At 74.3% G+C, this 19,555-nt stretch carries 20 protein-coding genes and 1 other RNA gene; 10 read left to right on the top strand and 11 right to left on the bottom strand.

All coding sequences use genetic code 11. The features are described from left to right. Nucleotides 1–6: 6 nt before the first annotated feature. Nucleotides 7–403, top strand: an RNA gene (gene rnpB, locus ACIPSC_RS00465) — RNase P RNA component class A. A 25-nt stretch (nucleotides 404–428) separates the two neighbouring features. Here rnpB and ACIPSC_RS00470 read toward each other — a convergent pair. Beyond that, on the bottom strand, nucleotides 429–686 hold the full coding sequence (locus tag ACIPSC_RS00470) for a Prokaryotic metallothionein (RefSeq protein ID WP_313763465.1): 258 nt from the start codon (nucleotides 684–686) through the stop codon (nucleotides 429–431). A 198-nt stretch (nucleotides 687–884) separates the two neighbouring features. Further along, the gene (locus tag ACIPSC_RS00475; protein ID WP_400821918.1) at nucleotides 885–1,283 is read right to left on the bottom strand and encodes an ACT domain-containing protein; all 399 of its coding nucleotides are present in this window, start codon (nucleotides 1,281–1,283) and stop codon (nucleotides 885–887) included. A gap of 228 nt (nucleotides 1,284–1,511) precedes the next feature. On the opposite strand from ACIPSC_RS00475, the gene ACIPSC_RS00480 reads away from it, so the two are divergent. Further along, nucleotides 1,512–2,174: a PadR family transcriptional regulator gene (locus tag ACIPSC_RS00480; RefSeq protein ID WP_400821919.1), complete on the top strand. Its 663-nt coding sequence runs from the start codon at nucleotides 1,512–1,514 to the stop codon at nucleotides 2,172–2,174. Between the two features lie 83 nt (nucleotides 2,175–2,257). Here the strand turns inward: ACIPSC_RS00480 and ACIPSC_RS00485 are convergent, their stop codons facing one another. Next, complete coding sequence (locus tag ACIPSC_RS00485; RefSeq protein ID WP_400821920.1) at nucleotides 2,258–2,461, bottom strand: hypothetical protein; 204 nt, start codon at nucleotides 2,459–2,461, stop codon at nucleotides 2,258–2,260. Between the two features lie 29 nt (nucleotides 2,462–2,490). After that, nucleotides 2,491–2,721: a hypothetical protein gene (locus ACIPSC_RS00490; RefSeq protein ID WP_400821921.1), complete on the bottom strand. Its 231-nt coding sequence runs from the start codon at nucleotides 2,719–2,721 to the stop codon at nucleotides 2,491–2,493. Between the two features lie 444 nt (nucleotides 2,722–3,165). Between ACIPSC_RS00490 and ACIPSC_RS00495 the strand changes: the two genes are divergently transcribed. Further along, nucleotides 3,166–3,867, top strand: coding sequence for a bifunctional DNA primase/polymerase (locus tag ACIPSC_RS00495; RefSeq protein ID WP_400821923.1), 702 nt, complete (start codon nucleotides 3,166–3,168; stop codon nucleotides 3,865–3,867). Nucleotides 3,868–3,981: 114 nt separating this feature from the next. Here ACIPSC_RS00495 and map read toward each other — a convergent pair whose 3' ends face one another. Further along, nucleotides 3,982–4,827, bottom strand: a complete 846-nt coding sequence (gene map / locus ACIPSC_RS00500; protein ID WP_400821925.1) for a type I methionyl aminopeptidase — start codon at nucleotides 4,825–4,827, stop codon at nucleotides 3,982–3,984. Between the two features lie 129 nt (nucleotides 4,828–4,956). Between map and ACIPSC_RS00505 the strand changes: the two genes are divergently transcribed. Beyond that, the gene (locus ACIPSC_RS00505) at nucleotides 4,957–5,190 is read left to right on the top strand and encodes a hypothetical protein (protein ID WP_313763458.1); all 234 of its coding nucleotides are present in this window, start codon (nucleotides 4,957–4,959) and stop codon (nucleotides 5,188–5,190) included. 88 nt (nucleotides 5,191–5,278) lie between these two features. Here the strand turns inward: ACIPSC_RS00505 and ACIPSC_RS00510 are convergent, their stop codons facing one another. Beyond that, nucleotides 5,279–5,953: a GNAT family N-acetyltransferase gene (locus ACIPSC_RS00510; protein ID WP_400821928.1), complete on the bottom strand. Its 675-nt coding sequence runs from the start codon at nucleotides 5,951–5,953 to the stop codon at nucleotides 5,279–5,281. Between the two features lie 98 nt (nucleotides 5,954–6,051). Then, complete coding sequence (locus ACIPSC_RS00515; RefSeq protein WP_400821930.1) at nucleotides 6,052–6,651, bottom strand: hypothetical protein; 600 nt, start codon at nucleotides 6,649–6,651, stop codon at nucleotides 6,052–6,054. A 47-nt stretch (nucleotides 6,652–6,698) separates the two neighbouring features. On the opposite strand from ACIPSC_RS00515, the gene npdG reads away from it, so the two are divergent. After that, entirely contained in the window at nucleotides 6,699–7,391 is a 693-nt protein-coding gene (gene npdG / locus ACIPSC_RS00520) for an NADPH-dependent F420 reductase (protein WP_400821932.1), read from the top strand. Nucleotides 7,392–7,532: 141 nt separating this feature from the next. Beyond that, nucleotides 7,533–7,718, top strand: a complete 186-nt coding sequence (locus ACIPSC_RS00525) for a hypothetical protein (protein WP_400821934.1) — start codon at nucleotides 7,533–7,535, stop codon at nucleotides 7,716–7,718. A gap of 41 nt (nucleotides 7,719–7,759) precedes the next feature. Here ACIPSC_RS00525 and ACIPSC_RS00530 read toward each other — a convergent pair whose 3' ends face one another. After that, nucleotides 7,760–8,578, bottom strand: a complete 819-nt coding sequence (locus tag ACIPSC_RS00530) for a site-2 protease family protein (protein WP_400821936.1) — start codon at nucleotides 8,576–8,578, stop codon at nucleotides 7,760–7,762. A gap of 173 nt (nucleotides 8,579–8,751) precedes the next feature. On the opposite strand from ACIPSC_RS00530, the gene ACIPSC_RS00535 reads away from it, so the two are divergent. After that, nucleotides 8,752–12,150, top strand: a complete 3,399-nt coding sequence (locus ACIPSC_RS00535; protein WP_400821938.1) for an ATP-binding protein — start codon at nucleotides 8,752–8,754, stop codon at nucleotides 12,148–12,150. A 160-nt stretch (nucleotides 12,151–12,310) separates the two neighbouring features. On the opposite strand, the gene ACIPSC_RS00540 is transcribed toward ACIPSC_RS00535, so the two are convergent. The 3 genes from ACIPSC_RS00540 to panB form a co-directional block, all read right to left on the bottom strand. Then, nucleotides 12,311–13,123 (bottom strand): ABC transporter permease, encoded by an 813-nt coding sequence (locus ACIPSC_RS00540; RefSeq protein WP_400821940.1) that lies wholly within the window; start codon nucleotides 13,121–13,123, stop codon nucleotides 12,311–12,313. After that, nucleotides 13,120–14,142: an ATP-binding cassette domain-containing protein gene (locus ACIPSC_RS00545; protein ID WP_400821942.1), complete on the bottom strand. Its 1,023-nt coding sequence runs from the start codon at nucleotides 14,140–14,142 to the stop codon at nucleotides 13,120–13,122. The genes ACIPSC_RS00540 and ACIPSC_RS00545 overlap by 4 nt, the downstream gene beginning before the upstream one ends. Before the next feature lie 238 nt (nucleotides 14,143–14,380). Further along, nucleotides 14,381–15,250: a 3-methyl-2-oxobutanoate hydroxymethyltransferase gene (gene panB, locus ACIPSC_RS00550; RefSeq protein WP_400821944.1), complete on the bottom strand. Its 870-nt coding sequence runs from the start codon at nucleotides 15,248–15,250 to the stop codon at nucleotides 14,381–14,383. Between the two features lie 357 nt (nucleotides 15,251–15,607). Here panB and ACIPSC_RS00555 point away from each other — a divergent pair, with 357 nt between their 5' ends. The 3 genes from ACIPSC_RS00555 to ACIPSC_RS00565 all read left to right on the top strand — a co-directional run bounded on the left by ACIPSC_RS00555 (nucleotide 15,608) and on the right by ACIPSC_RS00565 (nucleotide 19,544). Next, the gene (locus ACIPSC_RS00555) at nucleotides 15,608–17,287 is read left to right on the top strand and encodes a DHA2 family efflux MFS transporter permease subunit (RefSeq protein WP_400821946.1); all 1,680 of its coding nucleotides are present in this window, start codon (nucleotides 15,608–15,610) and stop codon (nucleotides 17,285–17,287) included. 173 nt (nucleotides 17,288–17,460) lie between these two features. After that, nucleotides 17,461–18,099, top strand: coding sequence for a TetR/AcrR family transcriptional regulator (locus tag ACIPSC_RS00560; protein WP_400821948.1), 639 nt, complete (start codon nucleotides 17,461–17,463; stop codon nucleotides 18,097–18,099). Nucleotides 18,100–18,587: 488 nt separating this feature from the next. Beyond that, a complete protein-coding gene (locus ACIPSC_RS00565) occupies nucleotides 18,588–19,544 on the top strand; it encodes an endonuclease/exonuclease/phosphatase family protein (RefSeq protein ID WP_400822468.1) in 957 nt (318 codons plus the stop codon). Nucleotides 19,545–19,555 lie beyond the last annotated feature (11 nt).

A 19,555-nucleotide genomic window follows, 5' to 3' on the forward strand; every position in this document is an offset into this window, starting at 1 on the left:
GGCGGAAGAGCCGGCCGGGCGGTCGCGACGGGTCCCAGACCCGCCGAGGAACGTCCGGGCTCCACAGAGCAGGGTGGTGGGTAACGCCCACCCGGGGTGACCCGCGGGACAGTGCCACAGAAAACAGACCGCCCGCCGCTTCGGCAGCGGGTAAGGGTGAAACGGTGGTGTAAGAGACCACCAGCGACCGGGGTGACCCGGCCGGCTCGGTAAACCCCACCTGGAGCAAGGTCAAGATCGGTGCCCTCGGGCGCCGTGCGCGGATGTCCGAGGGCTGCTCGCCCGAGTCCGCGGGTAGACCGCACGAGGCTGTCGGCAACGGCAGCCCTAGATGGATGGCCGCCTCCCCGGGCCGCGCAAGCAGCCCGGGAGACAGAACCCGGCGTACAGGCCGACTCTTCCGCCCCCTTCCCCCCCCCGACTGCCCGTCAGGACGGGTGTGCGCCGACCGCGTCGCGGATCTGGTCGCCGAGGCCGCCGTTGACGCGGGCGCAGTTGGCGCAGCAGAAGAACCGGCCGGCCACCTCCACGCCGTGGCCCACGATCCGGACCTGGCACTGCTCGCAGCGGGGCGCCAGCTTCTCCATCGCGCACTCGAAGCTGTCGAAGGTGTAGGTGTCGCCGGTGATCGTCTTGATCTCGAAGGCGAGCCAGTAGTCGTTGCCGCAGGTGACGCAGATGGCCATGGTGGCCGTCTCCCTTCCGGTGTGGGGCTGACCGACCGGGTGGGCGCTCAGCCCTTCCCAGTGTCGGATCGGCCCCCGGGACCGGCCACTCGGAGCGCGCCCGCGGGCTGACGTCGCCCCCGCCCGCCCGGAATCGGCCCGCCCGGAATCGGCACGGCCCGAACCGGCACGGCCCGAATCGGCCCGGCCGGGAGCGGCTCAGCCGGACGAGGCCGAGAGTTCCTCCAGCGCCCGGACGGCCGGCTCGGCGTCCTCGGCGGCGACGAACAGGTGGTCGTGGTGGAAGCCGGCCACCACGTTGCAGCTGATCCCGACCTCGGCCAGCCGGCCCGCCACGGCGGCGGTCAGGCCGACAGCCTCCAGTGCGGAATGGATCTGCAGGGTGATCCAGGCGGCCACGTACTCGTAGCGCAGGCCGAGCGAGTCGGCCTCCTCCTGCGCCACCACCACCGTCACGCCCTCGGGCTCGGCGACCGTCACCACCGGCCGCATCCCGGCGGGCACCTTCGCCGGGAGCGAGCAGTAGACGTACCGCCCCGGGTTGAGCAGCGGGCGCATCCCGCGCAACAGCGTCGCTAGATCTCGTTCACCGGCCATGCCCGCCACCGTAGCGGCCGGCCGCCCGTGCGCCGGGTTGTCGGGCGGCTGTGTCGGAAACCGTTGACGAGCGACAGTCACCGATATATCGTCGAGTTATCGAGACAGTTACTCGACTGTCCGGGCGACTGTCCGGGCGACTGTCCGGCGCGCGAAGAAGTCTCGATCGACGACAGGTCGGCCGGCGGGTGCCGGTCGACGACCGGAGACACAACGGAGGTGAGCGCCATGCGCTCAGGACGATTTCGTGAGGAGGGCCCGCGCGGCCGACGCCGCGGCCCGGGTCCGGAGTTCGTGGGCATGCCCGGCGAGGGCTTCGAGGGCCGGGGGGCGTTCGGCCCCTTCGGGCCGCCGCCGTTCGGGCCGGGGCGCCCGATGGGCGGGCCGTTCGGTCCCGGCTTCCGCGGGCACGGCGGGCGCGGCCACGGTCCGCGCGGCCGGCGCGGTGGGCGGGCCCGGCGCGGCGACGTGCGCGCCTCGCTGCTGGCGCTGCTCAAGGAGCGGCCGATGCACGGGTACGAGATGATCGCCGAGATCGCCGAGCGGACGGGCGGGGCCTGGCGGCCGAGCCCCGGCTCGATCTACCCCAACCTCCAGCTGCTGGAGGAGGAGGGCCTGATCACGGCCGAGGAGGTCGGCGGCAAGCGGCTGGTCTCGCTCACCGAGGCGGGCCGGGCCGAGGCCGACGCGGGCCCCGCGGAGCCGTGGGCGGAGGCCGGCCGGGAGGTCGACTGGGAGGCCGTGCAGGAGGTCGGTCAGGCGCTCGGCGCCGTCGACCACGCGATCCGGCAGGTCATGACGACGGGCACGGAGGCGCAGCGCGCCAAGGGCCTGGCGGTGCTGAACGAGGCCCGCAAGAAGCTGTACCTGATCCTCGCCGAGGATGAGTGACGGTCCAGGGGGGACCTGCCGGACCCGGCCGGGGGTGAGAGCGGCCGGGCGGCGGACGGTGCGGCTGCTCGGTCGCGCACGGCTCAGTCGCGGACGGCGAACAGCGCCGCGCACGCGAGCAGCAGCACCGCCCAGCCGAACCAGAGCCAGCCGTTCGGGCCGATCACCGCGCTGTAGAGGGTGACCACCACGAGCAGAGCGCCGGTGACGGCGGCCGCCTGCCGGTTGCGGTGCGCCGCCGCCGCGGACCGGTTCCTGGACTGCTGGTGGCGTGCGGTCCTCGCCATGGCCGTCCTCCCGGGGGGAGCGGCGGCCGTCACCCGGAGGCGCGGGCGGTGGCCGCCTCGTCGTACTCGTAGCGCCAGAACCAGCGGACGCCGTCCAGCTGCTTGGCCCGGACGTACACCAGTGTGCGCGCGGGAGTGTCCCCGTGCGCGGGGACCGGCACCTTGTAGGTCTTGGGCACGCCGTACATCGGCCCCAGGGGGATCGGGATGATCCGGCCGTCGAGGGGGCCGCCGACGAATTCGGTGTCCGTGCTCTTCACCCCACCAGGGTCTCACCCCGCCCGGGCGAACGGTCGTGCGAGGCGGTCCGGGGAGGCCCTGTGCGGTCCGGGGGAGGCCTTGTGACGCGGGCGTGCCGGGAGTGTGACCGGAGAGGCACCGCCCCCGGTCATCCGAAGGCCCCGCGCACCCTTATCCTTCCTGTACGCCCTCGGGGTTCACCCGGGTCAGCGGGCCCCGTACGGGCCGGGCGAGGCGCACGTCGGTGTGCCCGTCGGGCCGCCGAGCCGCCGCCTGCGTGCTGCCGCGACTCCGTACCGTGACCCGGGCGTCGGCCGTCCGGCAACCCCGGCTCCGGCCGGCAGGGCGCGGACAGCAGGGCCGAGCACCGCCCCGGGAAGCAGCGGGGGGCGCCGCGCGTTGCGTCGGAGTGGTACGTCGAATGCTGTGTCACACCAGGCACGGCAATGCGCGGAAGGGGCCCGATGGAAGCCGGCGGCAGGTGGACGACCTGGTGGCAGAGGCGTGATCGTCAGCGGGCCCGGTCGGCCGACGCGGACAGCCCCGCAGCCCGACTGGATCAGCTGCTGGGCGCCGTACGCGCAGGCTTCCCGCTGGCACCGGCCGCACATCCGGCCGGCCACAGGTGTTCCTGCGACCGGGTCGCCTGTCCGGCGCCGGCCCAGCACCCGGTCTCCTTCGCCTGGCAGACCCAGGCGACCACCGACGCCGAGCAGGTCGCCCGCTGGCTCTCCCGGGACCCGCAGGCCAACTTCGTCACCGCGACCGGCCGCGTTCACGATGTGCTGGACGTGCCCGCGGAGGCGGGCCGGCTGGCGCTGGAGCGGCTGACCGCGCTGGGCGTCGAGGGCCCGGTCGCGGCCGTCGGCGAGGACCGCTACCTCTTCTTCACCGCCACCCGGGGCACCCCGGTGGACGAGGACGAGTGGTGGCCGAGCGCCCTGGACTCCACCCCGGACACGATGTCCGAGCACCCCGGGCTGCGCTGGCACTGCCGCGGCTCGTACACCCTGCTGCCGCCGGCCGCGCTGCCGGACGGCTCCGCGGTCCGCTGGCTGCGCGGGCCCGACCAGCCGCTGCCGGACCCGCTACGGGTACTGGACGTGCTCACCGACGCCTGCACCGAGGTGGGCGCGGTGGCCGAGGAGCAGTGGCTGATCGGCTGACCGTCCGCCAGGTCCTGCACGCAGGGACGCACGGACCCACGGACTGGAACGAGAAGGCCCGGGCGCTCCCGCCCGGGCCTCTTCGTCTTCGGGCCACCGCCGCCCGCCGGTCGGCTACGGCAGGGTGAGGATCTCCGCGCCGTCCGCCGTGACGACGAGGGTGTGCTCGAACTGGGCGGTGCGCTTGCGGTCCTTGGTGACGACCGTCCAGCCGTCGGCCCAGATCTCGTAGTCGTAGGTGCCCAGGGTCAGCATCGGCTCGATGGTGAAGGTCATCCCGGGCTTGATCACCTCGGTCGCCCGCTCGCTGTCGTAGTGCGGGACGATCAGGCCGGAGTGGAACGACGTGTTGATGCCGTGCCCGGTGAAGTCCCGCACCACGCCGTAGTCGAAGCGCTTGGCGTAGGACTCGATCACGCGGCCGATCACGTTGATCTGGCGGCCGGGCTTGACCGCCTTGATCGCCCGGTTCAGCGCCTCGCGGGTCCGCTCGACCAGCAGCGCGGACTCCTCGTCCACGTCGCCGCAGAGGTAGGTGGCGTTGAGGTCGCCGTGCACCCCGTGGATGTACGCGGTGGCGTCGATGTTGACGATGTCGCCGTCCTGGAGGACGGTCGAGTCCGGGATGCCGTGACAGATCACCTCGTTGATCGAGGTGCAGATCGACTTCGGGAAGCCGCGGTAGCCGAGGTCGGACGGGTAGGCGCCGTGGTCGCACATGTACTCGTGGGCGACGGCGTCCAGGGCGTCGGTGGTGACGCCCGGCGCGATCAGCTTGGCGGCCTCCTCCATCGCCCGGGCGGCGATCCCGCCCGCGATCCGCATCTTCTCGACGGTCTCGGCGGTCTGCACCTCGGGCCCGGTGTACGGCGCCGGCGCGGGTCGTCCGACGTACTCGGGGCGAGCGATGTGCGCGGGGACCTTGCGGGTGGGGGACTGGGTGCCGGGTACGAGAGCCATGGCCGCGAGTCTATCCGCCGGGTCCCGCCCCGCCCGGTGGTGTGCGAGCGGCCCCGCTCCGGGGAATGATCGGTACGACCGATCGGTTCGGCCGGTCGGTGCGACGCACCTCACGGACGGGAGACCGCCATGCCCCTCGGGTTCCACCGCAAGCCCACCGGCAAGCCGGGCGAATGGTTCTACTGCATCAAGCACGCCAAGGTGGAGGAGGGCCCCGAGTGCCCGGCCAAGGACCGGCTCGGGCCGTACGCCAGCCGCGAGGAGGCCGCGCACGCGCTGGAGATCGCCGACGAGCGCAACCGCGAGTGGAAGAACGACCCGCGCTGGAGCGACCGGCCGGCGGCGGACGACGGCACCGAGTAGCGGTACGGCCCCACGCCAAGGGGAGCTGACGGTCCGACGGGCCCCGCCCCCGAGCGCCCGTCAGCCGGGCCCCGCCCCCGAGCGCCCGTCAGCCGGACTGCTCGCCCTGGTACTTGGCGCTGGTCAGCGGGGCGAGCACCCGCCAGCCGAGCGCGGTGTAGAGCGCGTGCCCGTCCGGGGTGCCGGCCAGCACGCCGGTCCGGGCGCCCTGCTCGTGCGCCGCCGTGGCCAGCGCCCGGACGACCAGGCTGCCGAGGCCCCGGCGCCGGTGCTCCGGCGCGGTCTCGATCTGGTCGACGACGGCGGTGGCGCCGGTCGGGGCGATCTGGCCGCGGGCCGCCAGCGCGCCGTCCGCCGCGGTGACCAGGGTGCGGACCACGCCGCCGCGGGACCAGGTGCGCATCCGGTAGCCGTCCGGGGCTGTGAGCCGGTGGGCGGGCGCCGGGGCGAGCGCGGCGGTCATCAGGTAGCCGGGCTCGTCGTCGATCCACCACTGCGGGCCGAGCCAGGGCGAGGTGACGGCCGGGTCCGCGAAGATCTTGAGCCACGTTCCCCCGGCGCGGACGGCGCCGGCGACCTTGCGGACGTCCTCCTCCCGCACGGCGCCGCCGACGGCGTCGAACACGTGCCGCGTCACGTGGCCGGCGAGGCCGACGTCGACGGTGTAGCCCCACGGCTCGACGACGGCCGGCGCGGCGGCCCGCGAGGCGATCCATCCGTCGACCCAGCTCCGGACGACGTTCTCCGACGTGATCTCCAGCACCGCCACCCCTCCCGTTGGACGGCCCGGACACCCGGACCGAGGAACAGTGTAATAACCCAAGCCGGTGAGTGTCACTTACTTTCCAAGTGGCTGCCCGGCTACCAGCGGCCGACGGTCGGCCCCGCCGTGAGCCGGCCGGCCAGGTCGGCCAGCCGGGCGAGCGCCGAGCGGCGCGCCGGGGAGTGCCCGGCGGCCGCGCCGACCAGGTGCTGGGCGAGGTCGAAAGGCTCCTCCTCGGCGGTGCCGACCGCGAGCCGCTCGTGCGCCAGGGCCGCCAGCTCGGTCGGCCCGGCGGCGCCGTCCAGGGCGAGCACGGTGGCCCCGCCGTGCCGGGCGTCCTGCACCCGCTCCAGCAACTGCTCCCCGGCCGCCGCCGGAGCCACCACCAGCACCGTCGACCCGCGCCCCGCCGCGGCGAGCCGGTGCAGGTCGTGCGCCAGGTGGGCCGGGGCCCGGGCCGGCACCCGGTGCCGCAGCAGGGTGGGTGCCAGCCGGGGGACGTCCGACCAGGCGGCCTCGTCCGCGAGGTGGGCGGCCAGGTGCCAGGGCTCGTACGCCTCGGTGCCGACCAGCAGCAGCCCGGCGGAGCCCCGCCGGTCGACCGCGTGGCGCAGCGATCCGGCGAAGCCGCCGGCCGCCTCCAGCCAGCCGGTGCCGGCGAGCCGCTCACGGAGTGCCGAAACTCTCACCGCGTCCATGGGCCACAGAATGTCGTGGCCGACCCGCGGTTTGGCAGGATCGGCCCATGACTTCCCTCGATTCAGCGACAAACCCGGCCCACGAGCTGCCCGACGTCTCGCAGCTGGTGGTGGGCGTCCTCGGCGGCACCGGCGACCAGGGACGGGGGCTGGCCCTCCGGCTGGCCAAGGCGGGCCAGCAGGTGATCATCGGCTCCCGCGACGCGGCGCGCGCCGAGGCCTCGGCGGCCGAACTCGGCCTCGGCGTGCGCGGCGCCGACAACGCCACCACCGCGCGCGAGAGCGACATCGTGATCGTCGCGGTGCCCTGGGAGGGGCACGCCGCCACCCTCACCGCCCTGCGCGAGGAGCTGGCCGGCAAGATCGTGGTGGACTGCGTCAACCCGCTCGGCTTCGACAAGCAGGGCGCGTACGCGCTGGTGCCGGAGGAGGGCAGCGCCGCCCAGCAGGCCGCCGCGCTGCTGCCGGACTCCCGCGTCACCGCCGCCTTCCACCACCTCTCGGCGGTGCTGCTCCAGGACGAGTCGATCGAGCGGATCGACACCGACGTGATGGTGCTGGGCGAGGAGCGCGCCGCCACCGACGTGGTGCAGGCACTGGCCGGGCGGATCCCGGGGATGCGCGGGATCTTCGCGGGCCGGCTGCGCAACGCCCACCAGGTGGAGTCGCTGGTGGCCAACCTGATCTCGGTCAACCGCCGCTACAAGGCCCACGCGGGCCTGCGGATCACCGACGTCTGAGACCGGTCCGGCCCGCGCCGGGCACCGGGACGGGCCGGACCGGCGACGCGCCGTCCGCCGACCTCACCCCTGGAGCCGTTCCGGAGGTGAGGTCGGCGACAATGGGGGCCGACCGTCAGCCCGCGCTAGGAGCCAGCCACCATGCCCCGCACGTCCCTCTTCGCCGCGATCGTCGTCGTCCTCGCGCTGGCCGCCGCGGTGGTCTCCGTGGTGAAGGACAACTACTGGGGGCTGGTCTGGCTCCCGCTCGCCGGTATCGCCAGCAACGTGGTCTGGATGAACCTGCGCCGCGCCAAACTGGCGAAGGCCGCCGCCGAGCAGGGCTGAGCCCGGCTCGACAGGCGGCCCGACCGGCCCGAGGGCCGTGCCTAGTCCTGCCAGAAGCGGAACAGGTCGTGGCCGAGGGCCGCGAAGTTGTCGTCGCTCACGCCGAACAGGTGCATCAGCCCGTACACGGCGTCGAAGAAGAAGCGGTTCACCTCGGGCTGCCAGAGCAGCGCGAACACCGCCAGCATCCCGTACGGCGCGAACGGCTCGACCGCCCGCCGGGTCCGGTACGACAGCCACGGCTCGACGATGCCGTAGCCGTCCAGGCCGGGCACCGGCAGCAGGTTCAGCAGCGCCGCGCTCAGCTGGAGCAGGCCGAGGAAGGCGAAGGCGCAGGCGAGCGGCGAGTACGGCAGCTGCATGCCGTGCCACTCGACCGGGGTGGCCGGGTCGTCCAGCCAGCCCGCGCCGACCGGGACCAGCAGCAGCGCCGCGCAGACCACGTTCACCAGCGGGCCGGCCGCCGAGATCAGGCTGTGCTTGAGCCGCCCCTGGATCCGGTGCCGCTCGATCCAGACCGAGCCGCCGGGCAGGCCGATGCCGCCGAGGATCACGAAGACGATCGGCAGCACGAAGCTGAGCAGGATGTTGGCGTACTTGAGCGGGTTGAGCGTCAGGTAGCCCTTGGCGCCGACGGTGAGGTCGCCGCCGTGCAGCGCGGTGCGGGCGTGTGCATACTCGTGGAGGCAGAGCGAGACCATCCAGCCGGCCACCACGAACAGGAAGACCCCGAACCGGGCGTTGCCGTACCCCGAGTAGACCGCCCAGCCGGACGTGCCCAGTATCGCGAGGAGCACCCAGAACACCGGACTGATCCGGCGGTCCTCGCTGCGCGAGCGCTGCGTTGCGGCGAAGGTCATGAGTGGGTGCTCCGGGGTCTGGGGGAGAGGGCAGGGACCGATCATGCCGGGCCGGCCGGTCGCCGGACAAGCCGTCCCGGGTGAACGTCCGGCGCCCCGCGCAGGGTTCCGCGGCCCGGCGGGAGCCCGGACAATTGTGCGTGCCGGCCGCGCCCATCGACCAGAATGGGCGGGTGCACTACGGCATCCTCGGCACCACCACGGCCCACCACGACGACGGCACGCCGGTCCCGCTCGGCGGAGCCCGGCTGCGGGCGCTGCTCGCGGCGCTGGTCCTGCGGCAGGGACGGCCGGTGGCGGCCGACCTGCTGGTGGACGAGGTCTGGGACACCGAGCCGCCGCAGGACGCGTCGGCCGCGCTGCAGACCCTGGTCGGCCGGCTCCGCCGGACCATCGGCCGCGACCAGGTCGGCTCCGGGCCGGCCGGCTACTGGCTGACCGAGCCGCGGACCGACCTCGGCGAGTTCCAGCGGCTGGCCGGGGAGGGTCGCCGGGCGCTGGAGGAGGGTGACCACGGGCCCGCCGCCGAGCAGCTGCGGGCCGCGTTGGCGCTCTGGCGCGGCCCCGTGCTCGCCGACCTGCCCGACCGCGGCGGCCCGGCCACCCGGCTGGAGGCCCAGCGGGAGGAGGTGCGCCGGCACCGGATCCTCGCCGACCTCGGCCTCGGCCGGGCGGCCGAGCTGGTGGCAGAGCTCGCCGAGCTCTGCGGCCGGCAGCCGCTGGACGAGCCGGTGCAGTACCTGATGGTCCGGGCGCTGCACGAGAGCGGGCGCACCGCCGAGGCGCTGCGCCACTACGAGCGGACCAGGCGCACCCTCGCGGAGGAGCTCGGCGTCGACCCGGGCCGGCAGCTCCAGACCCTCTACGCGGAGCTGCTGGCCCCTGCGGACCCGCCACCGGCGGACCGCCCGGCCCCGGCCGCGCCGGAGCCGGCCGTCCCCGGGCCCGCCACCACCCCGGTCCTCGCCCCGGCCGCCACCGCTCCGCAGCCGCCCCGCAGCGCGGGCAACCTGCGCACCCGCCTGACCAGCTTCGTCGGCCGCGAGGACGACCTCGCCGCCCTGCGCGGCGCCCTGACGGGCAGTCGGCTGGTCACCCTGACCGGCCCCGGCGGCTCCGGCAAGACCAGGCTCTCCGTCGAGGCCGGCCGCGCCGAGCAGGCGGCCGGCCACTGGCCGGACGGTGTCTGGCTGGCCGAACTCGCCCCGCTGGAGAGCCCGGCCGCGGTGCCCGCCGCCGTGGTCTCCGCGCTCGGCCTGCGCGAGACCGTGCTGCACACCGGCGGCATGGTCGCCGAGGTCATCGAGCCCCGCACGGAGGACCCGCTGCGCCGGCTCGTCGAGTACTGCGGCCACCGCCGGATGCTGCTCGTCCTGGACAACTGCGAGCACCTGATCCAGGCCGCCGCCGACCTCGCCGACCGGCTGCTCGCCGAGTGCCCCGGCCTGACCGTCCTCGCCACCAGCCGGGAACCGCTCGGCGTCCCCGGCGAGACGGTGCTGCCGGTGGAGCCGCTGCCCGACCCGGTCGCGCTGCGCCTGCTCGCCGAGCGCGCCGCCGCCGCGCGCCCCGGCTTCGACCCGCAGCGCGAGCCCGAGGCCTGCGCCGAGATCTGCCGCCGGCTGGACGGCCTGCCGCTCGCCATCGAGCTGGCCGCCGCCCGGCTGCGGGTGATGACGGCCCGGCAGATCGCCGACCGCCTGGACGGCCGGTTCGCGCTGCTCACCGGAGGCAGCCGCACCCTGCTGCCCCGCCAGCAGACCCTGCGCGCGGTGGTCGACTGGAGCTGGGAGCTGCTCGGCAAGCGGGAGCGGGCGGTGCTGCGGCGGCTCTCGGTGTTCGCCGGCGGCTGGACGCTGGAGGACGCCGAGGCGATCTGCGCCGACGACGTCGAGGTGCCCCGCGAGGAGGTCGCCGACCAGCTGCTCTCGCTGGCCGACAAGTCGCTGGTGGTGGCCGACCTGAGCGGGGACGGCTCGTCCCGCTACCGGATGCTGGAGACCATTCACGAGTACGCCGAGGAGCGGCTGGCCGCGGCGGCCGAGCGGGCCGAGGTCGAGCGACGCCACCTGGTGCACTTCCGCGAACTGGTCCGTACCGCCGACCAGCACGTCCACGGCCCGGAGCAACTGCGCTGGCTGGCGGTGCTGGAGCGGGAGCACGACAACATCCGGGCCGCGCTGCGCCGGGCGGTGGACCGCGCCGAGGAGCAGGAGGGGCTGGCCCTCGCGCTCGGGATGAGCTGGTACTGGTCGCTGCGCGGCTTCAGCCTGGAGGCGCGCGGCTGGTACGACGCGGTGCGCGCGCTCGGCCCGGACCCGTTCGACCCGGCCGGCCCGCCGCCGGAGCCGCTGGAGCGGCAGGTCCTGGAGTACGGGGTGCCGATGCCGCCCGGGGTGGCGGCCGAGGCACGCCGGCAGCTGGAGATCTTCCGGCTGGTCGGACTCTTCGAGGGGAACCTCGACGTGCTGGCCGACCGGGATGCGATTCGCGTGTCCCGGAAGCTGCTGGAGGCCTACACCCCGGACCTCCCGCAGAGCTACCGGTTCCCGGGGGTGATGCGGGTGTTCGGCGCCTTCCTGGCCGGCCGGCTGGAGGTGATGCGCGACCTGATGGAGGAGACGGTGGCGGGCTGCCGCCGCCACGGCCGCGCCGCCGACCTGGCGTTCGTCCTGCAGATCCGGGCCAAGACGATGAACGACTGGCCCGGCGGGCTGGAGCAGGCGCTCCGGGACGGCGAGGAGTCGCTGGCGCTGTACCGGGGGATCGGCGACCGGTGGGGGATGTCCCAGGCGTACGCGGCGCACGGCGAGGCGCTGGCCGGCCAGGGCCGGTCCGCGGAGGCGGTCGCCGCCTACCAGCGGGCGATCGAGCTGGCCGAGGAGCTGGACGCGCCGCAGGAGGTGCCGATGCTGCGGGTGCACCTCGGCAGCGCGATGCTCGAACAGGACCTCGAAGACGGCGAACGGTACATCCGCGAGGCCCTGGACATGATCGATCCCGGCGAGATCCAGGCGGCCAACGGCGCCCTGCTCTTCGGGCGCCTGATGCTCTGCGGGATCAGCGCCCAGCGCGGTGCGTACGACGACGCGCTGGCCGAGCTGGACCGGGTGAACTGGACCACCAGCCGGATCGGGACCTTCGCCCCCGACCTGGTCGGCGGGATGCTGACGGTCACCAGGGGCTGGATCACCGCGCGGGCCGGCGATCCGGAGCGGGGGCTCGAAATCGTGGACGAGGGGCGGCGGCTGCTGCGCGCGGTGCCGCCCGAGGGCAGCGGCTTCGCGGAGCAGCTGTCGGTCATGCTGGTCCCCCCGGCGGCCGGGGTGCTGCGGGTGTTCGCCGAGCGCGACCACGACCTCGCCGCGGCCCGCAAGGCGGCCGTGCTGCTCGGTGCGCACACCGAGCTGAACGGGCCGAAGGGCGGCTACCTGGACCGGGTCGAACGGACGGCCGCCGAAGCGAGCCTGCGCGCTCTGCTCGGTGACGAGGTGTTCGAGGAGGCCCACCTGGAGGGCGCCCGTCTGTCGCCGCCGCAGACCAGCTCCCTGCTGGACGGCCTGATGGCCTGACGGCCTGCCGGCTCGACGCCCCGGTGGGCGGTTGGGCCGGTGGCTGACGGCCGGGCGGCTGACGGCCCGGCGGCCTGTGGGCAGGCAGCGAGGCCGGCCGGCCGACCCCCCGTCCCCAGGGGCCGGCCGACCGGCGGTTCCGGTGGCTGCGACGGCCGGCTCAGGTCCGCTTGCGGAACCGGGCCACCGCGAGCGGGGCGAAGACCAGGGTGACGCCGACCGACCAGCCCAGCACGATGAGCACCGGGTGGGCCAGCGCCCCCTCGCCGTTGAGCAGCGAGCGGCAGGCGTCGGCGAGCGCGGAGAGCGGGTTCACCTTGGTGAAGGACTGCAGCCAGCCCGGCATGGTGTCGGTCGGCGCGAAGATCGAGCTGCCGAACTGCAGCGGCATCAGGACGAGCATGGAGACCCCCTGGACGGCCTGGGCGCTCCGCAGCGCCATGCCGAGCAGCATCGAGATCCAGACGATCGACATGCCGAACACCAGCGAGAGGCCGATCGCGGCCAGCACCTCCAGCGGTCCGGTCTTCACCTCGAAGCCGAGGATCAGCGCGAAGCCGATCAGGATGGCGAAGGAGAGCAGCGCCCGGCAGGTCTCCGCGGCGATCTTGGACAGCAGGACGGCGGAGCGGCCGATCGGCAGGGTGCGGAAGCGGTCCATCACCCCGGTCTGGAAGTCGCTGTTCAGACCGGTGCCGACGGCCATCGCCAAGGTGATGCCGGTCTGACCGAGCAGACCGGGGATCATGTACTGCTTGTAGGCGTCCTGGCCGCCGGAGATCGCGCCGCCGAAGACGTAGACGAACAGCACGGTGAAGATGATCGGCATCAGCACGGCGTCGAACATCGACTCCGGGTCCGCCTTGATCCGCATCAGGTTGCGGCGGGTCAGCGCGCCGACGTGGCGCAGGTGGCCGGCCAGGTCGATCCGGGAGTCCTCCACCCGGGCGGTGGCGGCGGTGGCGGTGGTCATGCGACGGGCTCCTTGGCGAGGCTCGGGGCGGGCACCGCGGCGGCCGCGGGCTTTCCGGTGATGGTGAGGAAGACCTCGTCCAGGCTGGGCACCTTGGTGTCGATCCCGGCGACGGCGAAGCCGCGGGTGCCGAGCACCCGGATCACCGCGGTGAGCTGCTCCTCGCCGGTGATGGGTACCGAGAGCAGCCCGGTGTCCGCGGAGAAGGTGGCCTCGGCGATGCCCGTCTCGTGCAGGCAGCGGGCCATCTCGGGCAGCTCGGCCCGGTGGACCGGGCGGATCTGCAGGGTCTGGCCGCCGACCTGCGCCTTGAGCTCGGCGATGCCGCCGGAGGCGATCACCCGGCCCTTGTCGATCACGGTCAGCTCGTCGGCGAGCTGCTCGGCCTCCTCCATGTACTGGGTGGTGAGCAGCACGGTGGAGCCTTCGGCGACCATCCGCTGCACCTCGTCCCAGACCTCGTTGCGGGTGCGCGGGTCCAGGCCGGTGGTGGGCTCGTCCAGGTAGAGGACCCGCGGGCGGCCGATCATGCTGGCGGCCAGGTCGAGACGGCGGCGCATGCCGCCGGAGTAGGTCTTGGCGACCCGCTTGGCGGCGTCGGTGAGCGAGAACCGCTCCAGCAGCTCGGCGGCGCGCTCCTTGGCGTCCTTGCGGGAGAGGTCGAGCAGCCGGCCGATCAGGTAGAGGTTCTCGTAGCCGGAGAGCATCTCGTCGACGGACGCGTACTGGCCGGTGAGGCCGATGGTCCGGCGCAGCTGCTTGGGCTGGCGCACCACGTCGTAGCCGCCGACGTAGGCGGTGCCGGCGTCCGGCTTGATCAGGGTGGAGAGGACGCGGACCAGGGTGGTCTTGCCGGCGCCGTTGGGGCCGAGCACGCCGAGCACGGTGCCCTCGCGGACGGTGAGGTCGACCCCGTCGAGGGCCTTGGTGCTGCCGTAGTGCTTGACGATGCCGCGGACCTCGACGGCGTTGCCGGCGGTGCGCCCCCGGTCGTTCGGGGCGGTGGCGATTGGTGTCATGCCCTCAGGTTGTCCGGCCCGGCTGTCAGCGGGCTGTCACCGCCCGGCGGGGGCGGGCGGGGCACCGGCGGCGCGCTGTCACCTTGCTGTCATCCCGCTGTCGGAGCCCGGACGCGGCCGCCCTCGTGCACGGAGGGGCCCGGACACGACGGGGCCCGGACACGACGGCGCCCGGACACGACGGGGCCCCGCCCCCCGGGAGAGGGGAGCGGGGCCCGGTCCGGCGGTCCGGGGACCGTCAGTGGAAGGTGTGCTCGGGTGCCGGGAAGGCGCCGGAGCGGACGTCCTCGGCGAACTCGCGGGCGGCCTCGCCGAGCACGGCCCGCAGGTTGGCGTACTGCTTGACGAACTTCGGTACCCGGCCCGCGGTCATGCCGGCGAAGTCCGTCCAGACCAGCACCTGGGCGTCGGTGCCCACGCCCGCGCCGATGCCGACGGTGGGGATGGCCAGCTGCTCGGTGACCTGTGCGGCCAGCTCGGCCGGCACGGCCTCCAGGACGACGGCGAAGGCGCCGGCCTGCTGGACCGCCTTGGCGTCGCGCAGCAGCTGGTGCGCCGCCTCGTCGCCGCGGCCCTGGACCGGGTAGCCGCCGAGGGCGTGCACGGACTGCGGGGTGAGCCCGATGTGCGCCATCACCGGGACGCCCGCCTCGACCAGCAGCTCGATCGAGCGGGCGCTGCGCTCGCCGCCCTCCAGCTTGACCGCGCCGACCCCGGCCTCCTTCATCAGCCGGGCGGCGTTGTGCATGGCCTGCGCGGGGGACTCCTGGTAGGAGCCGAACGGCAGGTCGGCCACGATCATGGCCCGCTGGGTGCCGCGGACGACGGCGGCGGAGAGCATCACCATCTGATCCATGGTCACCGGGACGGTGGTCTCGTAGCCCAGGTGGCAGTTGCCCGCCGAGTCGCCGACCAGCAGCACGGGCGTGCCGGCCTCGTCGAAGACGCCCGCGGTGAGGGCGTCGTAGGCGGTGAGCATCGACCACTTCTCGCCGCGCTGCTTGGCGGCGGCGAGGTCGCGGACGGTGACGCGGCGGTTGGTGACCCCGCCGTAGAGCGAGGCGGTCGACGCCTGGTTCTGGGCAGGCGAGGGCGAAGAAGCGTTCATCGAACAGGCTCCTGAAGGGTTGTCGTCTCGTGGCGCCGTGTGGCGTCCCCGGATCACCTCCATGCTTGCACGCCCCGGCACGGGCGCAAAGAGGGGTGCCGTCGTGGCGGTGCGATCTGCGGCACACCGGGCGTCGGGCCGGGTTGTGGGCCGGGCCGCGCACCCGGCCGCGCACCCGGTCGCACGCCCGTCCGGGGCGGCCAGGGGTGGCCAGGGGCGGCCTGTTCTTTGCCCATGTTTTACGAAACGGATTCGTCTCGTATCGAAAATGGCGCTACGCTCCCTACGGGGGTTACGAGACGCCATCGGCTCGGAAATGCCCGCCAGTGTCACGCCACCACGGACGGGGAGACCGCCATGACCACCGCAGCCGCGCCACCACGGGTACCGGAAGCCATCCACCGCCGCCGCTGGGCGATCCTGGGCACGCTGGTGCTCGCCCTGCTCGTCGTCGTCCTGGACAACTCGATCCTCAACGTCGCGATGAAGACCATCGCGTCCCCGGCGCCCACCGGCATCGGCGCCAGCCAGAGCGACCTGGAATGGGCGATCAACTCCTACACACTGGTCTTCGCCGGCCTGCTGTTCACGGCCGGCCTGCTCGGCGACCGGTTCGGCCGCAAGCGCGCCCTGCTGGCCGGCATGGCGGTCTTCGGGGTCGCCTCGCTGCTCTCCTCGCTGGCCGCCTCGCCCGGTGAACTCATCGGCTACCGGGCGCTGATGGGCGTCGGCGGCGCGCTGGCGATGCCGGCCACGCTGGCCATCATCATGAACGTCTTCGAGCGCGCCGAGCAGCCCAAGGCGATCGGCATCTGGGCCGGCGCGGTCGGCCTGGCCATCGCCATCGGCCCGATCACCGGCGGCGTGCTGATCGAGCACTTCTGGTGGGGCTCGGTCTTCCTGATCAACGTCCCGATCGTGATCGTCGCCCTGATCGCGATGGTGCTGCTGGTGCCCGAGTCGAAGGACCCGAACCCGGGCCGGCTCGACCCGGTCGGCGTGCTGCTCTCGATCATCGGCCTGGTCGCCCTGATCTTCGGCATCATCAAGGGCGGCGAGCTCGCCGACTTCACCTCCCCCGAGGCCTGGGTGCCGATGCTCGTCGGCGCCGCGGCGCTGGCCGCCTTCGTCTGGTTCGAGCGCCGTACCGCGCACCCGGCGCTGGACGTCACCTGGTTCCGCAACCGGGTCTTCAGCGCCTCGGTGGCCGTCGTCGGCGTGGTCTTCTTCGCCCTGATGGGCGTCTCGTTCTTCGGCGTCTTCTACACCCAGAGCGTGCGCGGCTACAGCGCCCTCCAGGCCGGTGTGCTGATGCTGCCGCTGGCCGTCGCCCAGCTGCTGTTCGCCCCGCGGGCCCGGCTGGTGGTCGACCGCTTCGGCGTCCGGGCCACCTGCGCCGGCGGCATGGCGCTGATCGCGGTCGGCTTCCTCGGCTACCTGCTGCTGGACACCGACACCCCGATCTGGGTGCTGGTGGTGCTCGGCCTGCTGATGGGCTCCGGCATGGCGCACGTCATGCCGCCGGTCACGGTCGCCATCATGGGCTCGCTGCCGCGCGAGAAGGCCGGCGCCGGCTCGGCCATCAACAACACCTTCCGCCAGGTCGGCGGCTCGCTCGGGGTCGCCGTGCTCGGCGCGGTGCTCTCCACCGTCTACCGCGACGGCATCGCCGACAAGCTGGACGCGCTGCCGACCGAGGCGCTGCGGGAGAAGGCGGGCGAGTCCCTGGAGGCCACCCTGACCGTCGCCGGGCGGCTCGGCCCGCAGGGCGCCGGGCTGGTCGGCCCGGCCAACGACTCCTTCATCAGCGCGATGCACGTGGTGGCCGGGCTCTCCGCCGGCATCACGGTGGTCGGCGCGCTGCTGGCCTGGTTCCTGCTCCCCGGCCGGGTGCCGGCCGCCGGACCGGGTGCCGGACCGGGCGGTGCGGGCGGCCAGGGCGGTGCGCCCGGCACGGCGCAGGCCGGGCAGGCCGGCCCCGAGCAGGCGGCCGACCTGGCCGGGAAGTCCCGCCCGGCGGCCCCGGCGCGCGCCTGACCAGCGGCTGCGCTGAGCGACAATGGGCCCTGCCCGTCCGGATCCGTCCGTGCGGGCAGGGCCGCGGCCGTACCGGGACTTCCCGGATCCGGGGCCGCGGACGACAATCGGGAGGTTCGGGAGTGGGAGACGGCGCCGCGTGCACGCGAGCGGCCGGGCAGACAGGAGCGGCGATGACCACCGACAGCACGACCGCGTCGGACTGCGCCGCCCCGCGCCGGGGCCGCCCCCGCAGTGAGGCCGCCGAGCAGGCCATCTTCGCCGCGGTCGAGGAGCTGATGGCCGGCGGCACCAGCCTGCCCGAGCTGACCATCGAGGGCATCGCCGCCGCGGCCGGCGTCGGCAAGGCCACCATCTACCGGCGCTGGCCCAACAAGGAGGCGCTGCTGGTGGACATGGTCAGCCGGCTGGAGGAGCCGCTCCCCTCCACCACCGGATCGGTCCGCGGCGACCTGGTCGCCATGATCGAGTACATGCGGCTGCGCGGCCTGGCCAAGCGCTCCCGCTGGGTGCTCAAGGCCGCGCTCGGCCAGATGCACAGCTCGCCCGAGCTGCACGCCGCCTACCGCGAGCGGGTGATCAAGCCACGCCGGCAGGCCGCCCGCGAGCTCGTCCGCCGCGGCATCGAGGAGGGGGAGCTCCGCTCCGACCTCGACGAGGACCTCGTCGGCGACCTGCTGGTCGGCCCGATCCTCGCCCGCAGCGTCCTCTGGGACGACTCCGACCTGGAGGACCCGGCGCTGGCCGTCAAGATGGTCGACGCCCTGCTCCAGGGCCTCGGCGGCCCGGCCGCCCGGGGCGAACGGGGCTGACCCGGCGCCGCTCCCGCCGCGCGCCCCCGGCGCACCCGCCGTGGTGTGGCTCACCAAAGCGGGCCACGCCGGAACCCGCTCCACCGGACCGGCGTCTGTCCCGGCATAGGCTGAGCCGGGAATCCGATCGAACCGGCACCGGTCCGGCGCCTCGCCCGCCCCGCCGGCGGCGTCGCGGGCCCGGAACGGCAGACGGCACGAACGACGGGAGCCACGGCATGGCGCAGGCGGACAGGGCGGACCGGACGGCGGCACCGGAGGCGGGGGGCAGCGGCCCGGCCGACGGCGGCTCCGGCTACCGTCCTGACGGCCCGGGCGCCGACGGCGGCCCCGGTCCGCTTCCCGGCAGCCCCGGCTCCCTTGCCGACGGCCCCCTTGCCGACGGGCCCCGCCCCGACGGTCCCGGTCCCCTTCCCGACGACCTCCGCCCCGACGGCCCCGGCCCCCGCCCCGACGGCCCGGGCGCCGGTGGCGGCGGGTTCCTGGGCCTGCGGCACTGGGGCCGGGACGGCCGGGGCAGCACCACCTGGCGGCGCGGCCTCGCGGTCGCCGCCCTCGCCCTGCTCACCGCCGCCCTGCTGGGCCTGCACGCCGACGTGCCCAACACCGTCGGCAACCTCGGCAGCCTGCTGGAGACCTTCCTGCCCTGGCTCGGCCTGGCCGTCCCGGTGCTGCTGGTGCCCGCGCTGCTGCGCCGCTCGGCGACCGCGCTGATCGCCCTGCTGCTGCCGACCCTGATCTGGTTCAACATGTTCGGCGGCCTGCTCAGCGACAAGAGCGGCGGCACCGGCGACTTCACGGTGGTCAGCCACAACGTGGCCGCGGCCAACACCGACACCCAGGGCACGGTCAAGCTGCTCAAGGACTCCGGCGCGCAGATCGTCGCGCTTCAGGAGCTGGCCGGCAGGCCGCTGCGCGGCTACGAGACCGGGCTGGCCGACGCCTACCCGTACCACGCGGTCGAGGGCACCGTCGGCCTCTGGTCCAAGTACCCCATCAGCGGGGTCTCGGTGGTGGACATCAAGATGGGCTGGACCAGGGCGTTCCGGGCCCAGGTCGCCACCCCGCAGGGCCCGGTCGCGGTGTACGTGGCGCACCTGCCGTCGGTCCGGCTGAAGGCCGAGGGCGGCTTCACCGTCAGCCAGCGGGACGCCAGCGCCCAGGCGCTCGGCGACGCGATCGAGGCCGAGCAGCTGAAGAAGATCCTGCTGCTCGGCGACCTCAACGGCACCATGAACGACCGCAGCCTGGCGCCGATCACCTCGCAGATGCGCTCGGCCCAGGGCGCGGCCGGCGACGGCATCGGCTTCAGCTGGCCCGCGTCCTTCCCGATGGCCCGGATCGACCAGATCATGAGCAAGGGCGGCCTGAAGCCCACCGACTCCCGCACCCTGGGCCGGGACGGCAGCGACCACCTTGCGGTGGCCGCCACCTACCGCTACTGACCCGGCCGCGG

It is taken from the genome of Kitasatospora sp. NPDC090091 (genome assembly GCF_044747365.1).
GTDB lineage: Bacteria > Actinomycetota > Actinomycetes > Streptomycetales > Streptomycetaceae > Kitasatospora.

What these genes read in the sequence shown, in the direction of transcription:
- ACIPSC_RS00470 (WP_313763465.1), bottom strand. Translation starts at nt 686, where the DNA reads ATGGCCATCTGCGTCACCTGCGGCAACGACTACTGGCTCGCCTTCGAG.
- ACIPSC_RS00475 (WP_400821918.1), bottom strand. Translation starts at nt 1,283, where the DNA reads ATGGCCGGTGAACGAGATCTAGCGACGCTGTTGCGCGGGATGCGCCCG.
- ACIPSC_RS00480 (WP_400821919.1), top strand. Translation starts at nt 1,512, where the DNA reads ATGCGCTCAGGACGATTTCGTGAGGAGGGCCCGCGCGGCCGACGCCGC.
- ACIPSC_RS00485 (WP_400821920.1), bottom strand. Translation starts at nt 2,461, where the DNA reads ATGGCGAGGACCGCACGCCACCAGCAGTCCAGGAACCGGTCCGCGGCG.
- ACIPSC_RS00495 (WP_400821923.1), top strand. Translation starts at nt 3,166, where the DNA reads ATGGAAGCCGGCGGCAGGTGGACGACCTGGTGGCAGAGGCGTGATCGT.
- map (WP_400821925.1), bottom strand. Translation starts at nt 4,827, where the DNA reads ATGGCTCTCGTACCCGGCACCCAGTCCCCCACCCGCAAGGTCCCCGCG.
- ACIPSC_RS00505 (WP_313763458.1), top strand. Translation starts at nt 4,957, where the DNA reads ATGCCCCTCGGGTTCCACCGCAAGCCCACCGGCAAGCCGGGCGAATGG.
- ACIPSC_RS00515 (WP_400821930.1), bottom strand. Translation starts at nt 6,651, where the DNA reads ATGGACGCGGTGAGAGTTTCGGCACTCCGTGAGCGGCTCGCCGGCACC.
- npdG (WP_400821932.1), top strand. Translation starts at nt 6,699, where the DNA reads ATGACTTCCCTCGATTCAGCGACAAACCCGGCCCACGAGCTGCCCGAC.
- ACIPSC_RS00525 (WP_400821934.1), top strand. Translation starts at nt 7,533, where the DNA reads ATGCCCCGCACGTCCCTCTTCGCCGCGATCGTCGTCGTCCTCGCGCTG.
- ACIPSC_RS00530 (WP_400821936.1), bottom strand. Translation starts at nt 8,578, where the DNA reads ATGACCTTCGCCGCAACGCAGCGCTCGCGCAGCGAGGACCGCCGGATC.
- ACIPSC_RS00540 (WP_400821940.1), bottom strand. Translation starts at nt 13,123, where the DNA reads ATGACCACCGCCACCGCCGCCACCGCCCGGGTGGAGGACTCCCGGATC.
- ACIPSC_RS00545 (WP_400821942.1), bottom strand. Translation starts at nt 14,142, where the DNA reads ATGACACCAATCGCCACCGCCCCGAACGACCGGGGGCGCACCGCCGGC.
- panB (WP_400821944.1), bottom strand. Translation starts at nt 15,250, where the DNA reads ATGAACGCTTCTTCGCCCTCGCCTGCCCAGAACCAGGCGTCGACCGCC.
- ACIPSC_RS00555 (WP_400821946.1), top strand. Translation starts at nt 15,608, where the DNA reads ATGACCACCGCAGCCGCGCCACCACGGGTACCGGAAGCCATCCACCGC.
- ACIPSC_RS00560 (WP_400821948.1), top strand. Translation starts at nt 17,461, where the DNA reads ATGACCACCGACAGCACGACCGCGTCGGACTGCGCCGCCCCGCGCCGG.